This window comes from Solimonas sp. SE-A11 (assembly GCF_030345715.1).
Classification (GTDB): domain Bacteria; phylum Pseudomonadota; class Gammaproteobacteria; order Nevskiales; family Nevskiaceae; genus Solimonas_A.
On sequence record NZ_JAUASX010000031.1, the window covers coordinates 1 to 14,261 of the forward strand.

Genomic DNA, 14,261 nt, shown 5'->3' on the forward strand with positions numbered 1-14,261 from the left:
GAACAGATCCAAAGCACGAAAGACCAACTTACCCACAGATTTGAACTAGACTCTCAACCCTTACAGGTGGGTCACTTTTCGCTGCGCACCCTGGGTCAACTTTCGCTGCGCGCCAACACGCGGCGGCCAATGTGACGCCAACCCTGCCGAGCCAGTCGGAGAGGACTGAATGCGATCGTCGCAGGAACGTTACGTCCTCACGAGCCTTCACCTCGGCCAAAACAGCCCCCAGGGCGGCGATCAGTGTCGCGGCCTGGGCGTTGGGCAGGCCATCGACCTTCACCTCGGCGACCTTCCCTGGATGGAGGGTGAAGTCCGTCCAGAACAAGCCTTGAGCCACCCGAAAGGAAGACTCACCTTCGATGGTTGCGCGATGCTCTTGCGCCGCGACCGTCAGACGGAGCTCGCGCTCCTCGAGCGACAGGCGCCAATCTGGGGAGCCCGTGAAGCTCCGGCCCCAGTCGGATGGCTTCCATTCCTGCGTCACCTGCGCCCCCAATCCTGCCGGCCCATCTAACCCCCGCTGATGCGCTCAGCCCGACTTGGAATCTTCGAAATCAAGATCGTCGCTAGGGTCTTCCTGCTTCGGTTCAGGCTTGGGAACGGCCTTTGATTGGGCCTCCAGGCCACGAAGTCGCTGCTGGGCCTCTTCGACCGTCAAGCCCCGATAACAGGGTCCACCATTCCAACTGCCATACTTTTGCTCATATCCTCTCAGCGTCTGAGGTTGAGGGTCCGCTGCAGAGGTGATGTGGATGATGGTTTGGCCGCAATGCGGGCAAACCATGCATACGAATCTAACAAAATCAGAATCAACCCGCGGCACAATCGGACGATTACAGGCGTTGTATGGGCAGGCCACGATTTTCAGAGTCATTCCTTAAGTCCTTTTCTCATCGGCGTCGGGCGAACCCCCAGACAAATTCCACCCACGCACCAGGCTGGAGGAGTATATGAAGGACGCATTTACATGGACCGAATGACGATATCCGCCAGCCTGAAATGCCAATCAGCATCGCGCGGAAGGTCAGCCTTTTAATTTAGTGCGGCCTCGATCCCACAGCTGTTCCACCTCAATGAGGGGGCATCCCAACTCGGCGGCGACCATGCGCAGTCCTTCGATGATGATCAGGTAGGTTTCGTAGTCCTGGATCTGGGAGATGCGCTGTACCACGTGAGTACGTTCGAGGATGGGCTTCGGGTCCTTGTGCTCCTTGCAGTGGGTCTTCACCCCGCGCCAGAGGCCACTATCGACCGGAGGATGGATCAAAGCGATCAGCCCCTTACGCCCCGCGCCACCTATATACACATGGGCTTTCAGGTAGACGTTGAGGAGCTTGGCCGCCCAGCCAGCCTGTTCACACAAATTTTCGTACTGCATCAAGGCGGCCGTCGTCGTCCGATGCCAGTTGCCGAACTCCCGCGCACTGATCGGCTTCGATCGGGGGTGAAACAGTTGCTTGAATATGGCGGGGTCCAGGAGCCCGTATATCTCGGTTGCGCTTTTGACCGGCGCGCCGGAGCGCATGGCGGAAAGCGCAGCCCAGGCTGAGAAATCGTCCAGAATTTTCTCCCTAGCAGCCACCTAAACCTCCTGCCGCCTAACGCCTCAGCGTCGCAGCGATTTCCGAATCTTCGCCCAGACCCGCAGGCCTGGCGCCATCACTTCGCTTCACCTGACTAGGCCGCCGTCCAAGCCCGGCGTCGACGGATCTCGGAGCTAAACTATCCCAACCAATTGTAAATAAACTAATTAATAGAATTTCTACTTTTCGGAAACATTGACCGAGAGTACCCCCAACGACGACCTAAATATGGGCACATCCTTTACCGAGGCATTGCCCCCTATGAGCATCCGTTCACCAAAATCCCCTGCGTTGTCCATCGTGCCGAGCCATGACCCCTGCCCTGCACCGGCTGCTGAGCCCCAGAGCCAAGAGCCCCACCACCGCCGCCAGCGCGTATCGGAGAAGCGCTGGACCCCTTTGCGTCACCTGAGCCTGCAGCATGACGTGGGCTGCGGCACGCCGAGGACGAAGTCCGGCACCTGAAGGGACCATCCAGCTACAAAACGCCACCCGTCTGCGCACTGGCCCCGTCGATGCGGCGCATTGCCACCAAGCGGCGCGCACCCGGGGCCCTTCGGCCCTATTACAAGCCGACCGGTGGAAAGTTGCAGCGTGCCATCACCACATCCCGATCCGCAGCGGCACAGCGGGCTTCGGTCAGTAGCCGCGGGAGGTTTTCCCGCACACGCTCGGCCATGTCCCGGATGATCCGGGCGCCCTGGCTGGAGTCGAGACCGAACTGGGCCACACCGTCCATGACGTTCTCGTAGCTGCCCTCGGTCCCGCGCGGTCCCACCTCGAGTGCGTGGTCCCGGTGCTGGTCCTTGAAATTGGGCAACACGTCGAAGGCCCGTGACAGGCGCCATTCGCCAGCAGCGTTCATCACAAAGCCATGGTTGCGAGCGTGATCGTCGGTGTTGCCGATCATCACGTTGAAGACCATGCGTTGGAAAATCTGGCGTACGTCGGCGGTGACCCCTTGGCCTGGCAGCTGCCGCCGCAGCTGCGCAACGCCGGCGTAGCTCGCCCAGGTGCCGACGCGCTTTGCTGACAGCGTCCGCTGGTTGAACAGCCCATGCGCACTGGCGTAATGCTCAATGCCGTCCTCACGATCGAAGCGCCGCACCAGCAGTGCTGAACGCTCCGCCATGGCAGATAGCGTGACCTCAGCCGCATCGATGTCACACAGCCGTGCGAGCTGCATCGAAGCCCACTCCACGCGTGGCGTGTCGATCACGTCCTCGACCGACTTGAACTTCGCCAGCCACTCGTTGCCGTCAGCGTCACTCACCGCGACTTTGGGATGCATGCCGCCGGCGGAGACGGAGGATTGCAGCAGCAGTCGGAGCTGGGCGCGCGGCACTTCGCCAATCTCGACGGCATGTGCCGCCTCGGCCGCTGCGTTGATATCTGCCCGCTGGATGCCTTTGCGCCTCTTGGGCTTGATGTCCGGGGACTCGCTGAACATCAGGCTACCGACGCCGTAGCCGCTACCCTTGATCAGATAATCGATCGCCGTGGCGCGACCGAACCACTCCGGGTCGATGGCTTTCAGGACCTTCTGTCCCCAACTGTCAGGGCCGGCGTCGTTCAGCACACCCCATAGGATGCCAGGCGCCGAAGTGGTGTAGACCGTGCGCCGCTTCAGCGGCAGGTTGATCGGATCGATCGCGGGCCGGTCCTCATCGGCATAGGGATCGACGTAGAAGAAATCACTGCTGCGCCCGCGAATCTCGGCACGGCCGACGCGGACGAGACGCCCGCCCACGTCGCTCCACACCACGCATTGATCGCTCACTTGAATCGAGCTTCGTCGTCGGTGCGCCGGCCAGCTCGCCGGCGCGTGAGGTTGAGGTGCTCGCTCTGCCGAGACAACAGGACCGGATCGATCAGCTGCAGGCCCAGGACGCGACAGGCCGCCAAGTAGTAGCCCATGGAAATCCGTGCATCACCCTTTTCCATTCGGAGCACGGTCTGCACACCAATGACCAGCCGGTCCGCTAGGGCGCGCACGCTCAGGTCGGACTGGATGCGATGGGCGCGGATGCCGATGCCGATCGAGACGAGGAGATCCTGATCCTCGGGGTTCAGAATTGCTTCGGCACGGCTTACGGTCTTGTTATCAGACATGGGTCATTACCGTCTTTATATGCCATACATGGCAACTATATTCCGAAAAACTGCAAGATGATTCGTTCAATATTGTTACCACATATAGTAATTTAAATATCTAATTGATCATGTGTGATTACTAAGATGCGGTCGCGTTGAGTTTCCGCCGCCCCAGCCTTGGATCGCGGCCGCTCGGGGATTAACCCCCGGGGGTCAGATCAACCAACACACCATTAGGTTGACCGGGTCGGCAGACCCAAGCGCTCCTCCACCAGCCCCGCGGGTCGATCCACTCGCGTGGGCGGCAGGCGGCAGGCGGCAGATCAGTATTAGGGACAAGTTCGGGTTCCCCGATCATGCTCCCGATCGAGTTCATTTTGCCCCTCATCGTAGAATTCAGCTGATCTTGATCACTATCGGGTGCATATATGATCCCTAAGTGTTACATTTCAGCCATGAACATCTCTAGGAGACCGCAATGAACCCGCTCGGGAGCACGTCTTCAGCTGTCCGCAGCGCCGCCGACATCGGCGCCCTTGTGCACCGTCGACGGATGGAGCTACGAATGACCCAGCAGGACCTCGCCAACATGGTGGGTAGCAGCCGGCGTTTCATCAGCGAGCTAGAGGATGGAAAGGAAACCGCTCAGATCGGCAAGGTCATCGGGGTTCTCTCCAATCTGGGCATCGCCCTGACGGCAGTCACCTCATGAGAATCCTCGACGTCTACCGTTACGGCCATCTCGTCGGCCAGCTGCGCGACGATAACGGTGATGTCGAGTTTGAATACGTCCCCGACACTGCCGATCCGCCACCCCGGCCGATCTCCGCATCCCTGCCCATGGACCCGCGGCTACACCGTGGCGCGCAGGTCAGCAACTTTTTCGGGAACCTGCTGCCAGAAGGGGCGGCGCGCGACGCCCTGGCCCGGCACTACAAGGTCGACGACTCGGACGACGTGGGCTTCCTGACCGCCATTGGCGCCGAGTGCGCCGGCGCTCTGGCAGTTGTACCCCAGGGCGCGTCCCTGCTGCCTGAGGACGCGCCCTTTTGGGACCGGTATTCGCCGATCGCCGACGAGTATGAGCTCGGCCAGTACATCGGCGCCCTGCTGGCCGCGCCCAATGCGATGTTCAAGGGTGAACGCACGCGCCTGTCCCTAGCTGGCGCGCAGAGCAAGACCGCCGTCGCCCGCTTCCACGGGGATCCCCGCATCTTCCGCCCGAAGCTGGGCGCGGCATCGACGCATATCCTCAAGTTCGGAGACGAGCCTGGCAAGGAGCGGTTCGATGGCATCGTCTACAACGAGTTCTACTGTTCGCGCCTGGCGCGAGCCTGCAACATCGCCATTCGTCACGTGGAATTGCTGCCCTACCGCACCTACCGCGATGGACCGTTGCTGCACGCCTTCTGCATCGAGCGATACGACCGCAAGCTGAGTATCCACCACCACCCAGACGCGCCGCTCCACCAAGTGGGGCGAATCCACCAAGAAGACTTCTGCCAGGCCCTGGGTCGTCCCCGCACCGCCAAGTACGAACAGCAGGACGGCGTGACGCTGCGACAGATGTTCGAGTTCTGCAATGACCCGGAACGAATCGCCATTCCGGCGGCAGCACGGCGCGCACTGCTCTTCCTCATCATCTTCAACATCATCATCGGCAACCGCGACAGCCACGCCAAGAACTACTCGATCATCCGCAGCGGGTTCAAGGCGGAGCTCGCGCCGGCCTATGACTTGGTGTGCACACAGCTCTATCCCGACATAGACCAGGAATTCCCACAGCGCCTGGGGGGGGCACTAACGATGGAGCAGCTGGGTCCGGAGCAGCTTGACGCCATGGCCGGCGATGTCTTAATCAGGCCGGCGGCCCTGCGGTCGGAGCTTGAGGCCGCCTGCAAGCGAATGCATGCCGCATTGGCAACCGTGGATCGGGAACTGAAGCGCGAAGACACCCCCGAGGCCGTCTTTCCGATTGCCGCTCAGATTTCCCACTGCATCAAGAACAACATCACCGACCTGAAAGCGAGGCTCTAGGTTGGCGCATCCGAACTTATGCATGCAGGCAATTCAGGCAGCGACCTAAGCAAAACCCTTAGTGTGGAGTCTCATCTCTTTGAGTCCTCGACATGAAACCGCTGATTCTCGCCGTCGTCACCGCCTTAATGCTCCTCGCCGAGGCCGCCTTCGGCATGCGAACGCTACAGAAAGCCGCGGCTTGGTTCGCGTCGCCTGAAGCCATCCCCTCACCAAGCCGAGACTGCACGGCTGAGCAGATTCGCGAGAACCCCAAAAGATACGATTGCTTCCGCAACCCTTAGGCCTCGGACCTCACGGGGTTAAGGCTGAAGATGTCCTTAGCTAATCGTGCGCCAAAATGGTGCATAGCTGACTTGAGACGCTAGCTTAGTTGGCTTAAGAGGGTCTAAATTCCTAATTTATTGGGGGTTTAAATTCTTGGTGGGGTTTTTAATTCCGACTTCCCACCCGCCCGCTTCCAGCTGGTGGCGGCGATGAATCCCTGCCCCTGCGGCTACCTGGGTGACAGCAGCGGCAAATGCCGCTGCACGCCAGACCAGGTCCTGCGCTACCGCGGCCGCATTTCCGGCCCCTTGCTGGACCGAATCGACCTGCAGTTGTTCGTGCCGCGCGTGGAGCGCGAGACCCTGACCGCTGCCGCCACCCCGTCCGCCGAGACCAGCGAGCAGGTGCGCGCTCGCGTGGTGGCGGCGCGCGAGCGTCAGCTGCAGCGCCAGGGCAAACCCAACGCCGCACTGGGCCCCAAGGAACTGGAGCAGCACTGCCGCCCGGAACCGGCGGCGCAGACCCTGCTGGAGACGGCGATGACGCGGCTTTCACTCTCCGCGCGCGCCTATCACCGCGTGCTGAAGGTGGCGCGCAGCCTTGCCGACATGGAAGCGGTGACGGTCATCGGCAAGGCCCATGTCGCCGAGGCCGTGCGCTACCGCGAGCTGGACCGCGGGCAGCCCTGATCCACCGCCGCAGGGGGAGTGGCAAAGAAAAAGGGCCGCTTGCGCGGCCCTTCTTGTGGACTTGGGAGTTGTCCGTAAGGCTTTACAGGTCGAACGCCTTCTTCAGGCCAACGTAGAAGCGCTCCTTGTTCTGCGTGTCGTCTTCAGAGTTGGCAGCGACGGCGGCCGTGAAGGTGTAGCCACCTTCCACCGTCTTGGACAGGGACAGGCTGTAGTCCATGTAGTTGTCCTGATCCGGATCGCTGAAGGTGCCTTCCCAGGCCTTGCCCCAGCTGTAGCCGATCTGCGGCGTCAGCGTCAGCGTGTCGCTGAGGGCGAAGCCGTAGCTGGCCGTCAGGTACATGGCGGAGTCTTCGGTGGCGCCGAGTTCCGGGCTGTAGTACAGCTTGCCGCTGAAGCCGGCAGCCGACAGGCCGACATAGACTTCCGAGAAGTTGGCCTTGGTGGTGTCGCGATAGCCGTAGAAGATGTAGCCCACGTCATAGCCCAGCTCGCCGGCCTTGCCCGCGAAGCCGACGTACAGGTCCGTCTCCGGGGAGCCGAAGCTGGTGTTGGACACCCACACGCCGGTGTAGAGGCCACTGTCGTGAGCGTAGTCGATACCGCCCTGGACCGCGGCATCGCTACCGGTCTGGGTCAGGCCACGGAACAGGTAGTCGCTGACCACGCCGACGTTGCCGGTGAACCCCGCGAACGCCGAACCACTGGTCATCAGAGCAGCTGCAACGGCAATGTGCTTCAGTTTCATGCTTCGCCTCTCCTGAGGAAAATCAAATTTAAGTTGGTTCAAGGCAGCGGCCATTCGTGTCGGGCCGAACCCCCGCGATGAGAGAGCAATGAGCATGCCAAGGGCCGAGCAGGCTCCATGACGGTGCTTGCGCTCTATTCTGGAGCATCGCCGGAAATATGCTGCGGAAAGAGAAAGGGCCGCTTGCGCGGCCCTCCTCATATCTGGAACAGCGATCAGAACTTGTAGATCGCCTTGATCGCGACGTTGCCCTGGTTATCCTCGATCGAGGCTCCGTCCACGAAGACATCATCATCAGCCATGTCGTAACGCAGCTCGCCGAGAATCTCGAGGTTGTCGGCAAGCTTGTGCCCCAGCGTCAGCGTATAGCTCTGAGCGTTGGTATCAGTGCCGAGCACGAACGAGTCGCTGATGTCGACGTACTCGACGCGCAGCGAGCCGCGGGTCTTGTCGCCAAGCTTCATGTTGCCGTAGGCAGCGAGGCCCCAGACCTTCTGGTCGTCGATACCCGCAGCGTCCGGCTTGGAGACGCGGTAGTCGGCATTCAGGACCAACTGGAGGGTGTCGGTGGCCTGCAGGCTGAACACGGCGTCGATCAGGGTCTCTTCCACCGGAAAGGCATTATCGGACGAGTGGTAGCCCACCAGCGAGAAGCTGCTCTTCGCCGAGGGAGCGAGGCTGAAGCCCAGTTCGACGGTCTTCTGCGTGTCCGCATCGGGGCCGAGAGGGATGGCCGGGCCCGGGGGCACGGGAACGAAGGACAGGCCGCCGAAGCCGGCGTTGGACAGGCCGCCGTAGAGGGTAGCGCCGCCCATCTTGTAGCTGGCGCGCACGCCGGTGTGAACCAGGGTCTGCACGTTGGTGAACAGCAGGCCACGGGAGATGTTGGCGTTCTGCGTGTCGTTGATCACCTCGGCACCGGCCAGGGTGACGAAGCGTCCGCCCATGACAGTCAGGCCGCCGGTGGCGTACTGCAGGAAAGCCTGGGTGACGTTGATGTTCTGGATGCCGTCGCCGTAGGCAGCGCTCAGTACCTTGGCGTCTTCGCCGGCGATCACGTTCACCATACCGCCTGCGCCTTGCGCCGGCAGCTTGGCCAGCGTGAAGGCAGCCTGGTTGAGATCGAAGGAATCGGTGTTGCCATCGAACTGGCGGAACTGCAGGTCAGCACCGGCCGGGTTCTCATCATTGAACCCATAGGTGTAGCCGCCGGAGATGTAGCCATCCAGCGTGACGCCCGAGGCGCCCAGGACTTCGGTCAGGGTCGGTGCGGCCGCGGAAGACATCATCGGAAGGCAGGCGAGACCCGCCGCCGTCAACAAGCCAACGTACTTGCTCATAACGCTCCTTTCACACATGTTCGAATCAGTTTTTTGTGAACCCCGAGGCGCGCTTTTGGTGCGTACTCCCGGCATCCCCTCTCTCGCGCAAGCACCCATATGGTGCAGAGCGGCTCGACTCTATCAGGGGTTCACAAAAATGTCATGAAAATGAAACAGAGGGTTATAAGGCCCCGAAAAGTAAAAAGGCCGGGCTTGAGCCCGGCCTTTTTGCGTGAAGCGCGCTTCGGATCAGACGCCCGCTTTCTTCAGCAGCACGTCGATGGCAGCCTTGACCTCGTCGTCCGACAGGTCGGGATCGCCACCGCGCGGCGGCATCATGTTCTTGCCCTCGATGGCGTGCTTCACCAATCCGTCGAGGCCAGCAGCGGCCTTGCGGGCCGACCACGCGGCCTTGTCGTGAGGAGCGCCCTGTACGCCGGCCTCGTGGCAGCCGGCGCAGATCTTGGCCACCACCTCGTCGCCCGTGTAGGCGGCGCGCTGGACCTTGTTGGCCTGCTGCAGCTGCAACAGCACGGAGGGGTCGGTCACCACGGTGCCCACGGGAGCGATGCGGGCCTGCAAGCGGTCCGGGCCGGTGGCATCACCGTGGCCTTCGCCGTCGTCGATCAGCGCGGCGGCGCCGATGCAGATGAAGAAGATCAGGAACAGGCCGCCCATGACCTTGCCGAAATTAACGAAAAAAACCTGATCGTGGTTTTTGTGCTCCACGGACGACTCCCTGAATGGCTTGGCTATATGGCTTTTGCGGCGCGGGAGTATAGCCGGTGCAGGCATTTACGGGTATCCTGCCCGCCCCGTCACGCCCCGCCGCCCGCACCTGGGCGCCCTGGCCGGCGGGCCGTACATTCATAAGCGTCCGTAGCTCAGCTGGATAGAGTACCGGCTTCCGAAGCCGAGGGTCGGGGGTTCGAATCCCTCCGGGCGCACCAAATCAATAAGTTAGGCAACGGCCGCGGAGCAATTGCCTTGCCTCCTAAAAGCGACGCTCGCTCTTCGCTTGTCGCGGATTGACTCAATCCTCATCCCAGGCATTTTGCGCAGCTTGGGCACAAGCGCCCGTCCCGTGCCCGGGTTGTGCCCACGCATTTCGGCCACCGCTTCCATTGACCCAATCCCTCAGCGCCCACATCCAAGTTGTCATTCCGCGCCTAACTGATTGGCAGTTCAATGGAGCCTTAAGACACTCAAGCAGTGTGCGCCAAAATCGCCCCTGAGATCTTGACCGGATAACTACCAACACATCCCCTAACGAGGCCGCCCGCCCGCATCGCCTGCGCTTGGCCGTCATAGCGAATTGCGGCTCAGAATGCTGCCGGGAGCTTTGTAGGACGACAGTTCCATGGTCTCGTCGGGTTCATGCGCTCGTGATGCTCGGGCGCCACGCCTGCTCCGTCCTCAAGATCAGTGCGCCGCCCTTTGACCCCGCTATACAGGCCGCGGCAATGCCTCGTACGGTACCCCTCTGTCCATAGGACAGCCCCGTCCGCGCCGAAGCTCACGACGAAAATGAGCATCCAGGAATTCCGTCAATAGACTCCTCGTATCGCTGCGCCAAGTCACGACGCTCGAGCTGTCGACGATCGCCCCTTACGGTTTGACCTAGACGATCGCGCGATCGCCACCGCAGCGCTTTATTGATTGCCGCCGGCTTCCGCAGCATCGGGGAAAAATTCGAGCAGCTGCCCTACCTCGCAACCGAACAACTCGCAAAGCTTGTCGATGGCTTCGATGTCGATGCGGGTCGCGCTCTCCTGATACAGCAGAGTCACCGTATTCCGGTGCAGCCCAGTGGCTCGCGCCACATCCACGATTTTCATCTTCCGCTCGCCCATCAAGCGTGAGAGGTGGCACCGGATCACGTCAGTCTCCATAGCATTATGCCCCGCAGAATGACAAAAAGCCTTGACACAGGGCGTCCTGTCGTTCAAAATTACATCCAGCAGGGCATTATTCCGTTCTGCAGGTCTCCTGGCCATCCAGGAGGGCGTTATGACTTGGAGAATATTACCAGTGAACCAGCCCACGTACCTCACCACGGAGGAACTCGCGGCGCGCATCAAGTACGACGCGCGCACCATCCGCAACCGCTTGAAGGACTCGGTCCTCATCGAAGGCACCCACTACTTCCGCCCGTTCGGTGGCCGGAAGATCCTGTTCCTCTGGGAAGCGATCGAGCGCGACATGCAGAAGCGCCTGGCGGTCGCCGAAACCCTGGCCATCCCGCTCGCTTCGGGTCAGCTGTGCCATGGCTAGTATCCGCAACCGAGCCGACGGTCGGCTGTTCTTCGACTTCCGCTACAAGGGCGAGCGCTGCCGCGAACTGACTTCGCTCGACGACACCCCCGCCAACCGGCGCAAGATGGAAAAGGTGCTCGCCAAGATCGAGTCCGAGATCTCGCTCGGCACCTTCGAGTACGCCCGCTACTTCCCGGGCACCAAGATGGCTCAGAAGTTCGCGGCCCCGAAGGCGCCCGCCCAGGCCCCGGCGATGAACATGCCCTACCCGGCGGTCGCCCCCGCTGTCGTCCTGCCGACCTTCGCCGAGTTCACCAAGACCTGGCTGGCGGAGAAGAAGATCGAGTGGCGCGAGTCCCACAAGGTGTCGGTCGAGTCCGTCCTGGACGGCCACCTCCTCCCGGCCTTCGGCGAACTGCGGCTGGACGAGATCACCCGCGAGATGGTGCTGGGTTTCCGCGCCGAGCTCGCCGACAAGCAGGTCCGCATGCCGCACAAGCCGGCTGCTGAGGGCCGCAAGCTCTCCGCGTCCACGATCAACAAGATCATCGGCATCCTGCGGATGATCTTGGACGAGGCCGCGCTGCGGCACGGAATCCGCAACCCTTGCCTGGCTGTGAAGCGCCTCAAGGTGCAGCGCAAGGACATCGAGCCGTTCACGCTCGCCGAGATGCAGCAGATCCTGGCCCGGGTGCGCCAGGACTACCGGCCCTACTTCACCTTCCGCTTCCTGACCGGGGTCCGGTCCAGCGAGGTCCATGGCCTGAAGTGGAAGCACGTCGACTTCGAGCGCCGCCAGGTGCTGATCCGCGAGACCTACCAGAACGGCCGCGTCGAATACACCAAGAACGACGGCTCCCAGCGCGACATCCACATGAGCCAGCCGGTCCTCGATGCGCTGATGGCCATGCGGCCGGAGGCCTACCTCAAGGATCCGCAGTCGGTGGCGGAGAACTACGTGTTCCGCACCCGCAACGGCAATCCGATCGACAACACCAATTTCACGGACCGGGTCTGGGCGCCGCTGCTGCGCAACCTCGGCCTGAAGTACCGCCGGCCGTACCAGATGCGCCACACCTGCGCGACGCTGTGGCTGGCTGCCGGCGAGTCGCCGGAGTGGATCGCGCGCCAGCTGGGGCACACCACCACCGAGATGCTGTTCCGCACCTACAGCCGCTACGTCCCCAACCTGATGCGCAAGGACGGCGTGGCCTTCGACACCCTGGTGTCCGGCGTGGTCAACGGCGGCGTCCAGGCGGCGAACGACGAGTTCCTGAAGATGGGCCGGACGGGCACCGGGGGTGCGGCATGAGCAAGAACTCCCCCTTTGAGGCCCTGACGCGGGAACAGCTGATCGAGCGCCTGGAGGTCGAGGTCTGGGGCTCTGCAAAGCCGGTTCTGGCGCAGAAGCTGGCGAACCGTGTGATGACCCTCCAGAAGATCAATCCCAAGGGCGTCGAGCTGGTGATGTGGCTGGGCGATGCCAGCCACCACTCCAATGCCACGGCGATGGCCAGCTGGGTCAACCGCCAGCTGGACGATCCCTACTTCATGCAGGACACCCGGGAGGTGGCGCCCCAGGTGGCTCTGGTGCGCCGCCTCAACCAGATCCTCGACAAGACTGAGGCTGCCAACTCGTGAACACCCGAATCGCCACCACCGCTCTGGCTGCCCTGCAGGGCCAGTCGGTGCGCAGCCACTTCCTGCTGACCGAATGCGCCGAAAAGCCCTGCGGCAGCGGAGGGTCGCGCCTGCAGGTGGTCCTGGAGGACAGCGAGGGCTCGGTCCTGGGCTTTGTCTGGCCTGAGCGCCGGAGCCTGATCGGCTCCGTGGCCGCCGGGACGCCGGTCGAGGTGCAGGCGACGGTCGGGCTGTTCGACGGCCAGCCGCAGCTGCGCATCCAGCAGCTGAACGCCCTGCAGCCGGACCAGGTGGAGTGCGCCGCCGAGTTGCTGCCCTACCGCCGCTGCCCGGTGGAGGCGCGCGACGCCTTGAAGTGCCTGATCGATTTCGAGCGCTCGCTGCCGGAGCCGCTGGCCGGCTTCCTGCGCCGGGTGCTGCTGGATCCCGCCATCGGTGTTCCGCTGTTGCGATGTCGAGCCAGCGTGGCTCACCACCACGCGCAGGTGGGTGGCCTGCTGCTGCACAGCACGTCGGCCCTCGACATCGCGGCAAACCTGGGACGGTGGGCTCTCCCCGCTGATCCCCTTGCCCCCGCCATGACCCAGCTCGGATACCTGCTCCATGATCTCGGAAAACTGCGGTCGGTCGGGGAATCCAGCAGGGCGCTGCATGGCCTGGTGATCCGCCATGAGATTCACTCGCTGATGCTGCTGGCCCCGCACCTGAAGTGGCTCGAGTCCCAGGATGCGGATCTGGCGGCGGTCCTGCAGTACATCCTGGCCTACGTTGCCACGCCCCCGAAGTCGCGGCCCTGGGGCGAGTACCTCGTCGCGGAGCTAGTGACGTCGCTGGATGCCTGGAACGCCGCGGGACACAACGGGCGTGACATGGCTTCCCTGCTGGCCGGCTACAAGCCGGACGCTGTTGCGGCGAATGACGACCGCCACACGGAGCGTCGCCATGTCCGCTAAGCGCTCGCCTTCCGGGAACGGTTCGAATGGAACGGTTCCGAACGGTTCCAAAGTTCCGAACTCGGGTCAGCAGGCGGCCAACGATCCGCGGCAGGGTCCGACGGGCCGGCCGGCGATCCTGGACGACGAGCAGTTGCTGGAGCTGGCCGCTGAACTCAACCAGCGCCTGGGGCGGCCGCCCCGTATCGAAGAACTGATCGAAGCTGCGGGTGGCTGCCAGAAGCAGCGCGCCAGTCGGGCGATCCGGGCGCTGCGCGAGCGGCTGGCAGCTGCCGCGGTGCACTCGATGCTGGTGCTGCCGCCCGAGCTGGAAGCCGAGCATCGCGCCTGGATAGATCGCTGGATGCGGGTGGCTGCGGAGCGGCTCTCGGGTGAGCATGCCCTGCTGGTCGAGCGTCACGACGATAAGGTACAGAAGGCGCAGGACCTGCTCGAGGAGCAGAACCTGGTCATCAAGGGGCTGCGCGAATCGCTGGCGGATCAGCAGCGGATTGCCGCGGAGCTGGCGCAGTCCGTGGGCAAATTGGAAGCGATGACCAGCAAGCTGCGTGGAGAACGGGATGTGGCGTTGGCCCTGGCCGAGGATCGGCTGAGGTATTGCCGGGCGCCGCCCGCTGAGCAGGAGGGTGCCTTGTAGGGGCCACGCTGAGCCGCTGGATGCAACGATA

At 62.7% G+C, this 14,261-nt stretch carries 18 protein-coding genes and 1 tRNA gene; 10 read left to right on the plus strand and 9 right to left on the minus strand.

The annotated features are described in order from the left end of the window. Window positions 1-28: 28 nt before the first annotated feature. The 5 genes from QT386_RS23585 to QT386_RS22300 all read right to left on the minus strand — a co-directional run bounded on the left by QT386_RS23585 (window position 29) and on the right by QT386_RS22300 (window position 3,698). Window positions 29-487, minus strand: coding sequence for a hypothetical protein (locus QT386_RS23585; protein WP_367401481.1), 459 nt, complete (start codon window positions 485-487; stop codon window positions 29-31). 45 nt (window positions 488-532) lie between these two features. Continuing rightward, a complete protein-coding gene (locus tag QT386_RS22285) occupies window positions 533-877 on the minus strand; it encodes a hypothetical protein (protein ID WP_289275957.1) in 345 nt (114 codons plus the stop codon). A gap of 150 nt (window positions 878-1,027) precedes the next feature. Then, a complete protein-coding gene (locus QT386_RS22290; protein WP_289275958.1) occupies window positions 1,028-1,585 on the minus strand; it encodes a hypothetical protein in 558 nt (185 codons plus the stop codon). A gap of 566 nt (window positions 1,586-2,151) precedes the next feature. Continuing rightward, the gene (locus tag QT386_RS22295; RefSeq protein WP_289275959.1) at window positions 2,152-3,366 is read right to left on the minus strand and encodes a HipA domain-containing protein; all 1,215 of its coding nucleotides are present in this window, start codon (window positions 3,364-3,366) and stop codon (window positions 2,152-2,154) included. After that, window positions 3,363-3,698, minus strand: a complete 336-nt coding sequence (locus tag QT386_RS22300; protein ID WP_289275960.1) for a helix-turn-helix transcriptional regulator — start codon at window positions 3,696-3,698, stop codon at window positions 3,363-3,365. The genes QT386_RS22295 and QT386_RS22300 overlap by 4 nt, the downstream gene beginning before the upstream one ends. A 535-nt stretch (window positions 3,699-4,233) precedes the next feature. On the opposite strand from QT386_RS22300, the gene QT386_RS22305 reads away from it, so the two are divergent. The 4 genes from QT386_RS22305 (at window position 4,234) to QT386_RS22320 (ending at window position 6,673) form a co-directional block, all read left to right on the plus strand. Beyond that, on the plus strand, window positions 4,234-4,392 hold the full coding sequence (locus QT386_RS22305) for a helix-turn-helix domain-containing protein (RefSeq protein ID WP_289275989.1): 159 nt from the start codon (window positions 4,234-4,236) through the stop codon (window positions 4,390-4,392). Then, window positions 4,389-5,717 carry a HipA domain-containing protein gene (locus QT386_RS22310; RefSeq protein ID WP_289275961.1) on the plus strand — a complete coding sequence of 443 codons (1,329 nt, stop codon included), beginning with the start codon at window positions 4,389-4,391 and terminating at the stop codon, window positions 5,715-5,717. The genes QT386_RS22305 and QT386_RS22310 overlap by 4 nt, the downstream gene beginning before the upstream one ends. Before the next feature lie 92 nt (window positions 5,718-5,809). Continuing rightward, window positions 5,810-6,001 (plus strand): hypothetical protein, encoded by a 192-nt coding sequence (locus tag QT386_RS22315; protein WP_289275962.1) that lies wholly within the window; start codon window positions 5,810-5,812, stop codon window positions 5,999-6,001. A 132-nt stretch (window positions 6,002-6,133) separates the two neighbouring features. Next, window positions 6,134-6,673: an ATP-binding protein gene (locus tag QT386_RS22320; protein ID WP_289275990.1), complete on the plus strand. Its 540-nt coding sequence runs from the start codon at window positions 6,134-6,136 to the stop codon at window positions 6,671-6,673. Window positions 6,674-6,755: 82 nt separating this feature from the next. Here QT386_RS22320 and QT386_RS22325 read toward each other — a convergent pair whose 3' ends face one another. From QT386_RS22325 to QT386_RS22335, 3 genes are all read right to left on the minus strand, one after another. Beyond that, complete coding sequence (locus QT386_RS22325; RefSeq protein ID WP_289275963.1) at window positions 6,756-7,421, minus strand: TorF family putative porin; 666 nt, start codon at window positions 7,419-7,421, stop codon at window positions 6,756-6,758. A gap of 215 nt (window positions 7,422-7,636) precedes the next feature. Beyond that, on the minus strand, window positions 7,637-8,761 hold the full coding sequence (locus tag QT386_RS22330; protein WP_289275964.1) for an outer membrane beta-barrel protein: 1,125 nt from the start codon (window positions 8,759-8,761) through the stop codon (window positions 7,637-7,639). A 231-nt stretch (window positions 8,762-8,992) separates the two neighbouring features. Continuing rightward, window positions 8,993-9,472, minus strand: a complete 480-nt coding sequence (locus tag QT386_RS22335; protein WP_289275965.1) for a c-type cytochrome — start codon at window positions 9,470-9,472, stop codon at window positions 8,993-8,995. A gap of 144 nt (window positions 9,473-9,616) precedes the next feature. Between QT386_RS22335 and QT386_RS22340 the strand changes: the two genes are divergently transcribed. Further along, window positions 9,617-9,693: transfer RNA gene (locus QT386_RS22340), tRNA-Arg, on the plus strand. A gap of 702 nt (window positions 9,694-10,395) precedes the next feature. Here the strand turns inward: QT386_RS22340 and QT386_RS22345 are convergent. After that, a complete protein-coding gene (locus tag QT386_RS22345) occupies window positions 10,396-10,623 on the minus strand; it encodes a helix-turn-helix domain-containing protein (protein WP_367401482.1) in 228 nt (75 codons plus the stop codon). A gap of 151 nt (window positions 10,624-10,774) precedes the next feature. Here QT386_RS22345 and QT386_RS22350 point away from each other — a divergent pair, with 151 nt between their 5' ends. Genes QT386_RS22350 through QT386_RS22370 form a run of 5 tightly spaced genes read left to right on the plus strand, consistent with a single transcriptional unit; the run spans window position 10,775 to window position 14,230 of the window. Continuing rightward, window positions 10,775-11,017: a hypothetical protein gene (locus tag QT386_RS22350; RefSeq protein ID WP_289275967.1), complete on the plus strand. Its 243-nt coding sequence runs from the start codon at window positions 10,775-10,777 to the stop codon at window positions 11,015-11,017. Beyond that, on the plus strand, window positions 11,010-12,311 hold the full coding sequence (locus QT386_RS22355; protein WP_289275968.1) for a site-specific integrase: 1,302 nt from the start codon (window positions 11,010-11,012) through the stop codon (window positions 12,309-12,311). The genes QT386_RS22350 and QT386_RS22355 overlap by 8 nt, the downstream gene beginning before the upstream one ends. Next, window positions 12,308-12,640, plus strand: coding sequence for a hypothetical protein (locus tag QT386_RS22360; protein WP_289275969.1), 333 nt, complete (start codon window positions 12,308-12,310; stop codon window positions 12,638-12,640). Before QT386_RS22355 ends, QT386_RS22360 begins: the two co-directional genes overlap by 4 nt. Continuing rightward, a complete protein-coding gene (locus QT386_RS22365) occupies window positions 12,637-13,593 on the plus strand; it encodes a hypothetical protein (RefSeq protein ID WP_289275970.1) in 957 nt (318 codons plus the stop codon). The genes QT386_RS22360 and QT386_RS22365 overlap by 4 nt, the downstream gene beginning before the upstream one ends. Further along, window positions 13,583-14,230, plus strand: coding sequence for a hypothetical protein (locus QT386_RS22370; RefSeq protein WP_289275971.1), 648 nt, complete (start codon window positions 13,583-13,585; stop codon window positions 14,228-14,230). Before QT386_RS22365 ends, QT386_RS22370 begins: the two co-directional genes overlap by 11 nt. The last annotated feature ends 31 nt before the right edge of the window (window positions 14,231-14,261 follow it).

Bases quoted from the DNA above. Each gene is read 5' to 3' on its own strand.
- QT386_RS22285 (WP_289275957.1), bottom strand. From the start codon at position 877: ATGACTCTGAAAATCGTGGCCTGCCCATACAACGCCTGTAATCGTCCG.
- QT386_RS22300 (WP_289275960.1), bottom strand. From the start codon at position 3,698: ATGTCTGATAACAAGACCGTAAGCCGTGCCGAAGCAATTCTGAACCCC.
- QT386_RS22305 (WP_289275989.1), top strand. From the start codon at position 4,234: ATGGAGCTACGAATGACCCAGCAGGACCTCGCCAACATGGTGGGTAGC.
- QT386_RS22310 (WP_289275961.1), top strand. From the start codon at position 4,389: ATGAGAATCCTCGACGTCTACCGTTACGGCCATCTCGTCGGCCAGCTG.
- QT386_RS22315 (WP_289275962.1), top strand. From the start codon at position 5,810: ATGAAACCGCTGATTCTCGCCGTCGTCACCGCCTTAATGCTCCTCGCC.
- QT386_RS22325 (WP_289275963.1), bottom strand. From the start codon at position 7,421: ATGAAACTGAAGCACATTGCCGTTGCAGCTGCTCTGATGACCAGTGGT.
- QT386_RS22330 (WP_289275964.1), bottom strand. From the start codon at position 8,761: ATGAGCAAGTACGTTGGCTTGTTGACGGCGGCGGGTCTCGCCTGCCTT.
- QT386_RS22355 (WP_289275968.1), top strand. From the start codon at position 11,010: ATGGCTAGTATCCGCAACCGAGCCGACGGTCGGCTGTTCTTCGACTTC.
- QT386_RS22360 (WP_289275969.1), top strand. From the start codon at position 12,308: ATGAGCAAGAACTCCCCCTTTGAGGCCCTGACGCGGGAACAGCTGATC.
- QT386_RS22370 (WP_289275971.1), top strand. From the start codon at position 13,583: ATGTCCGCTAAGCGCTCGCCTTCCGGGAACGGTTCGAATGGAACGGTT.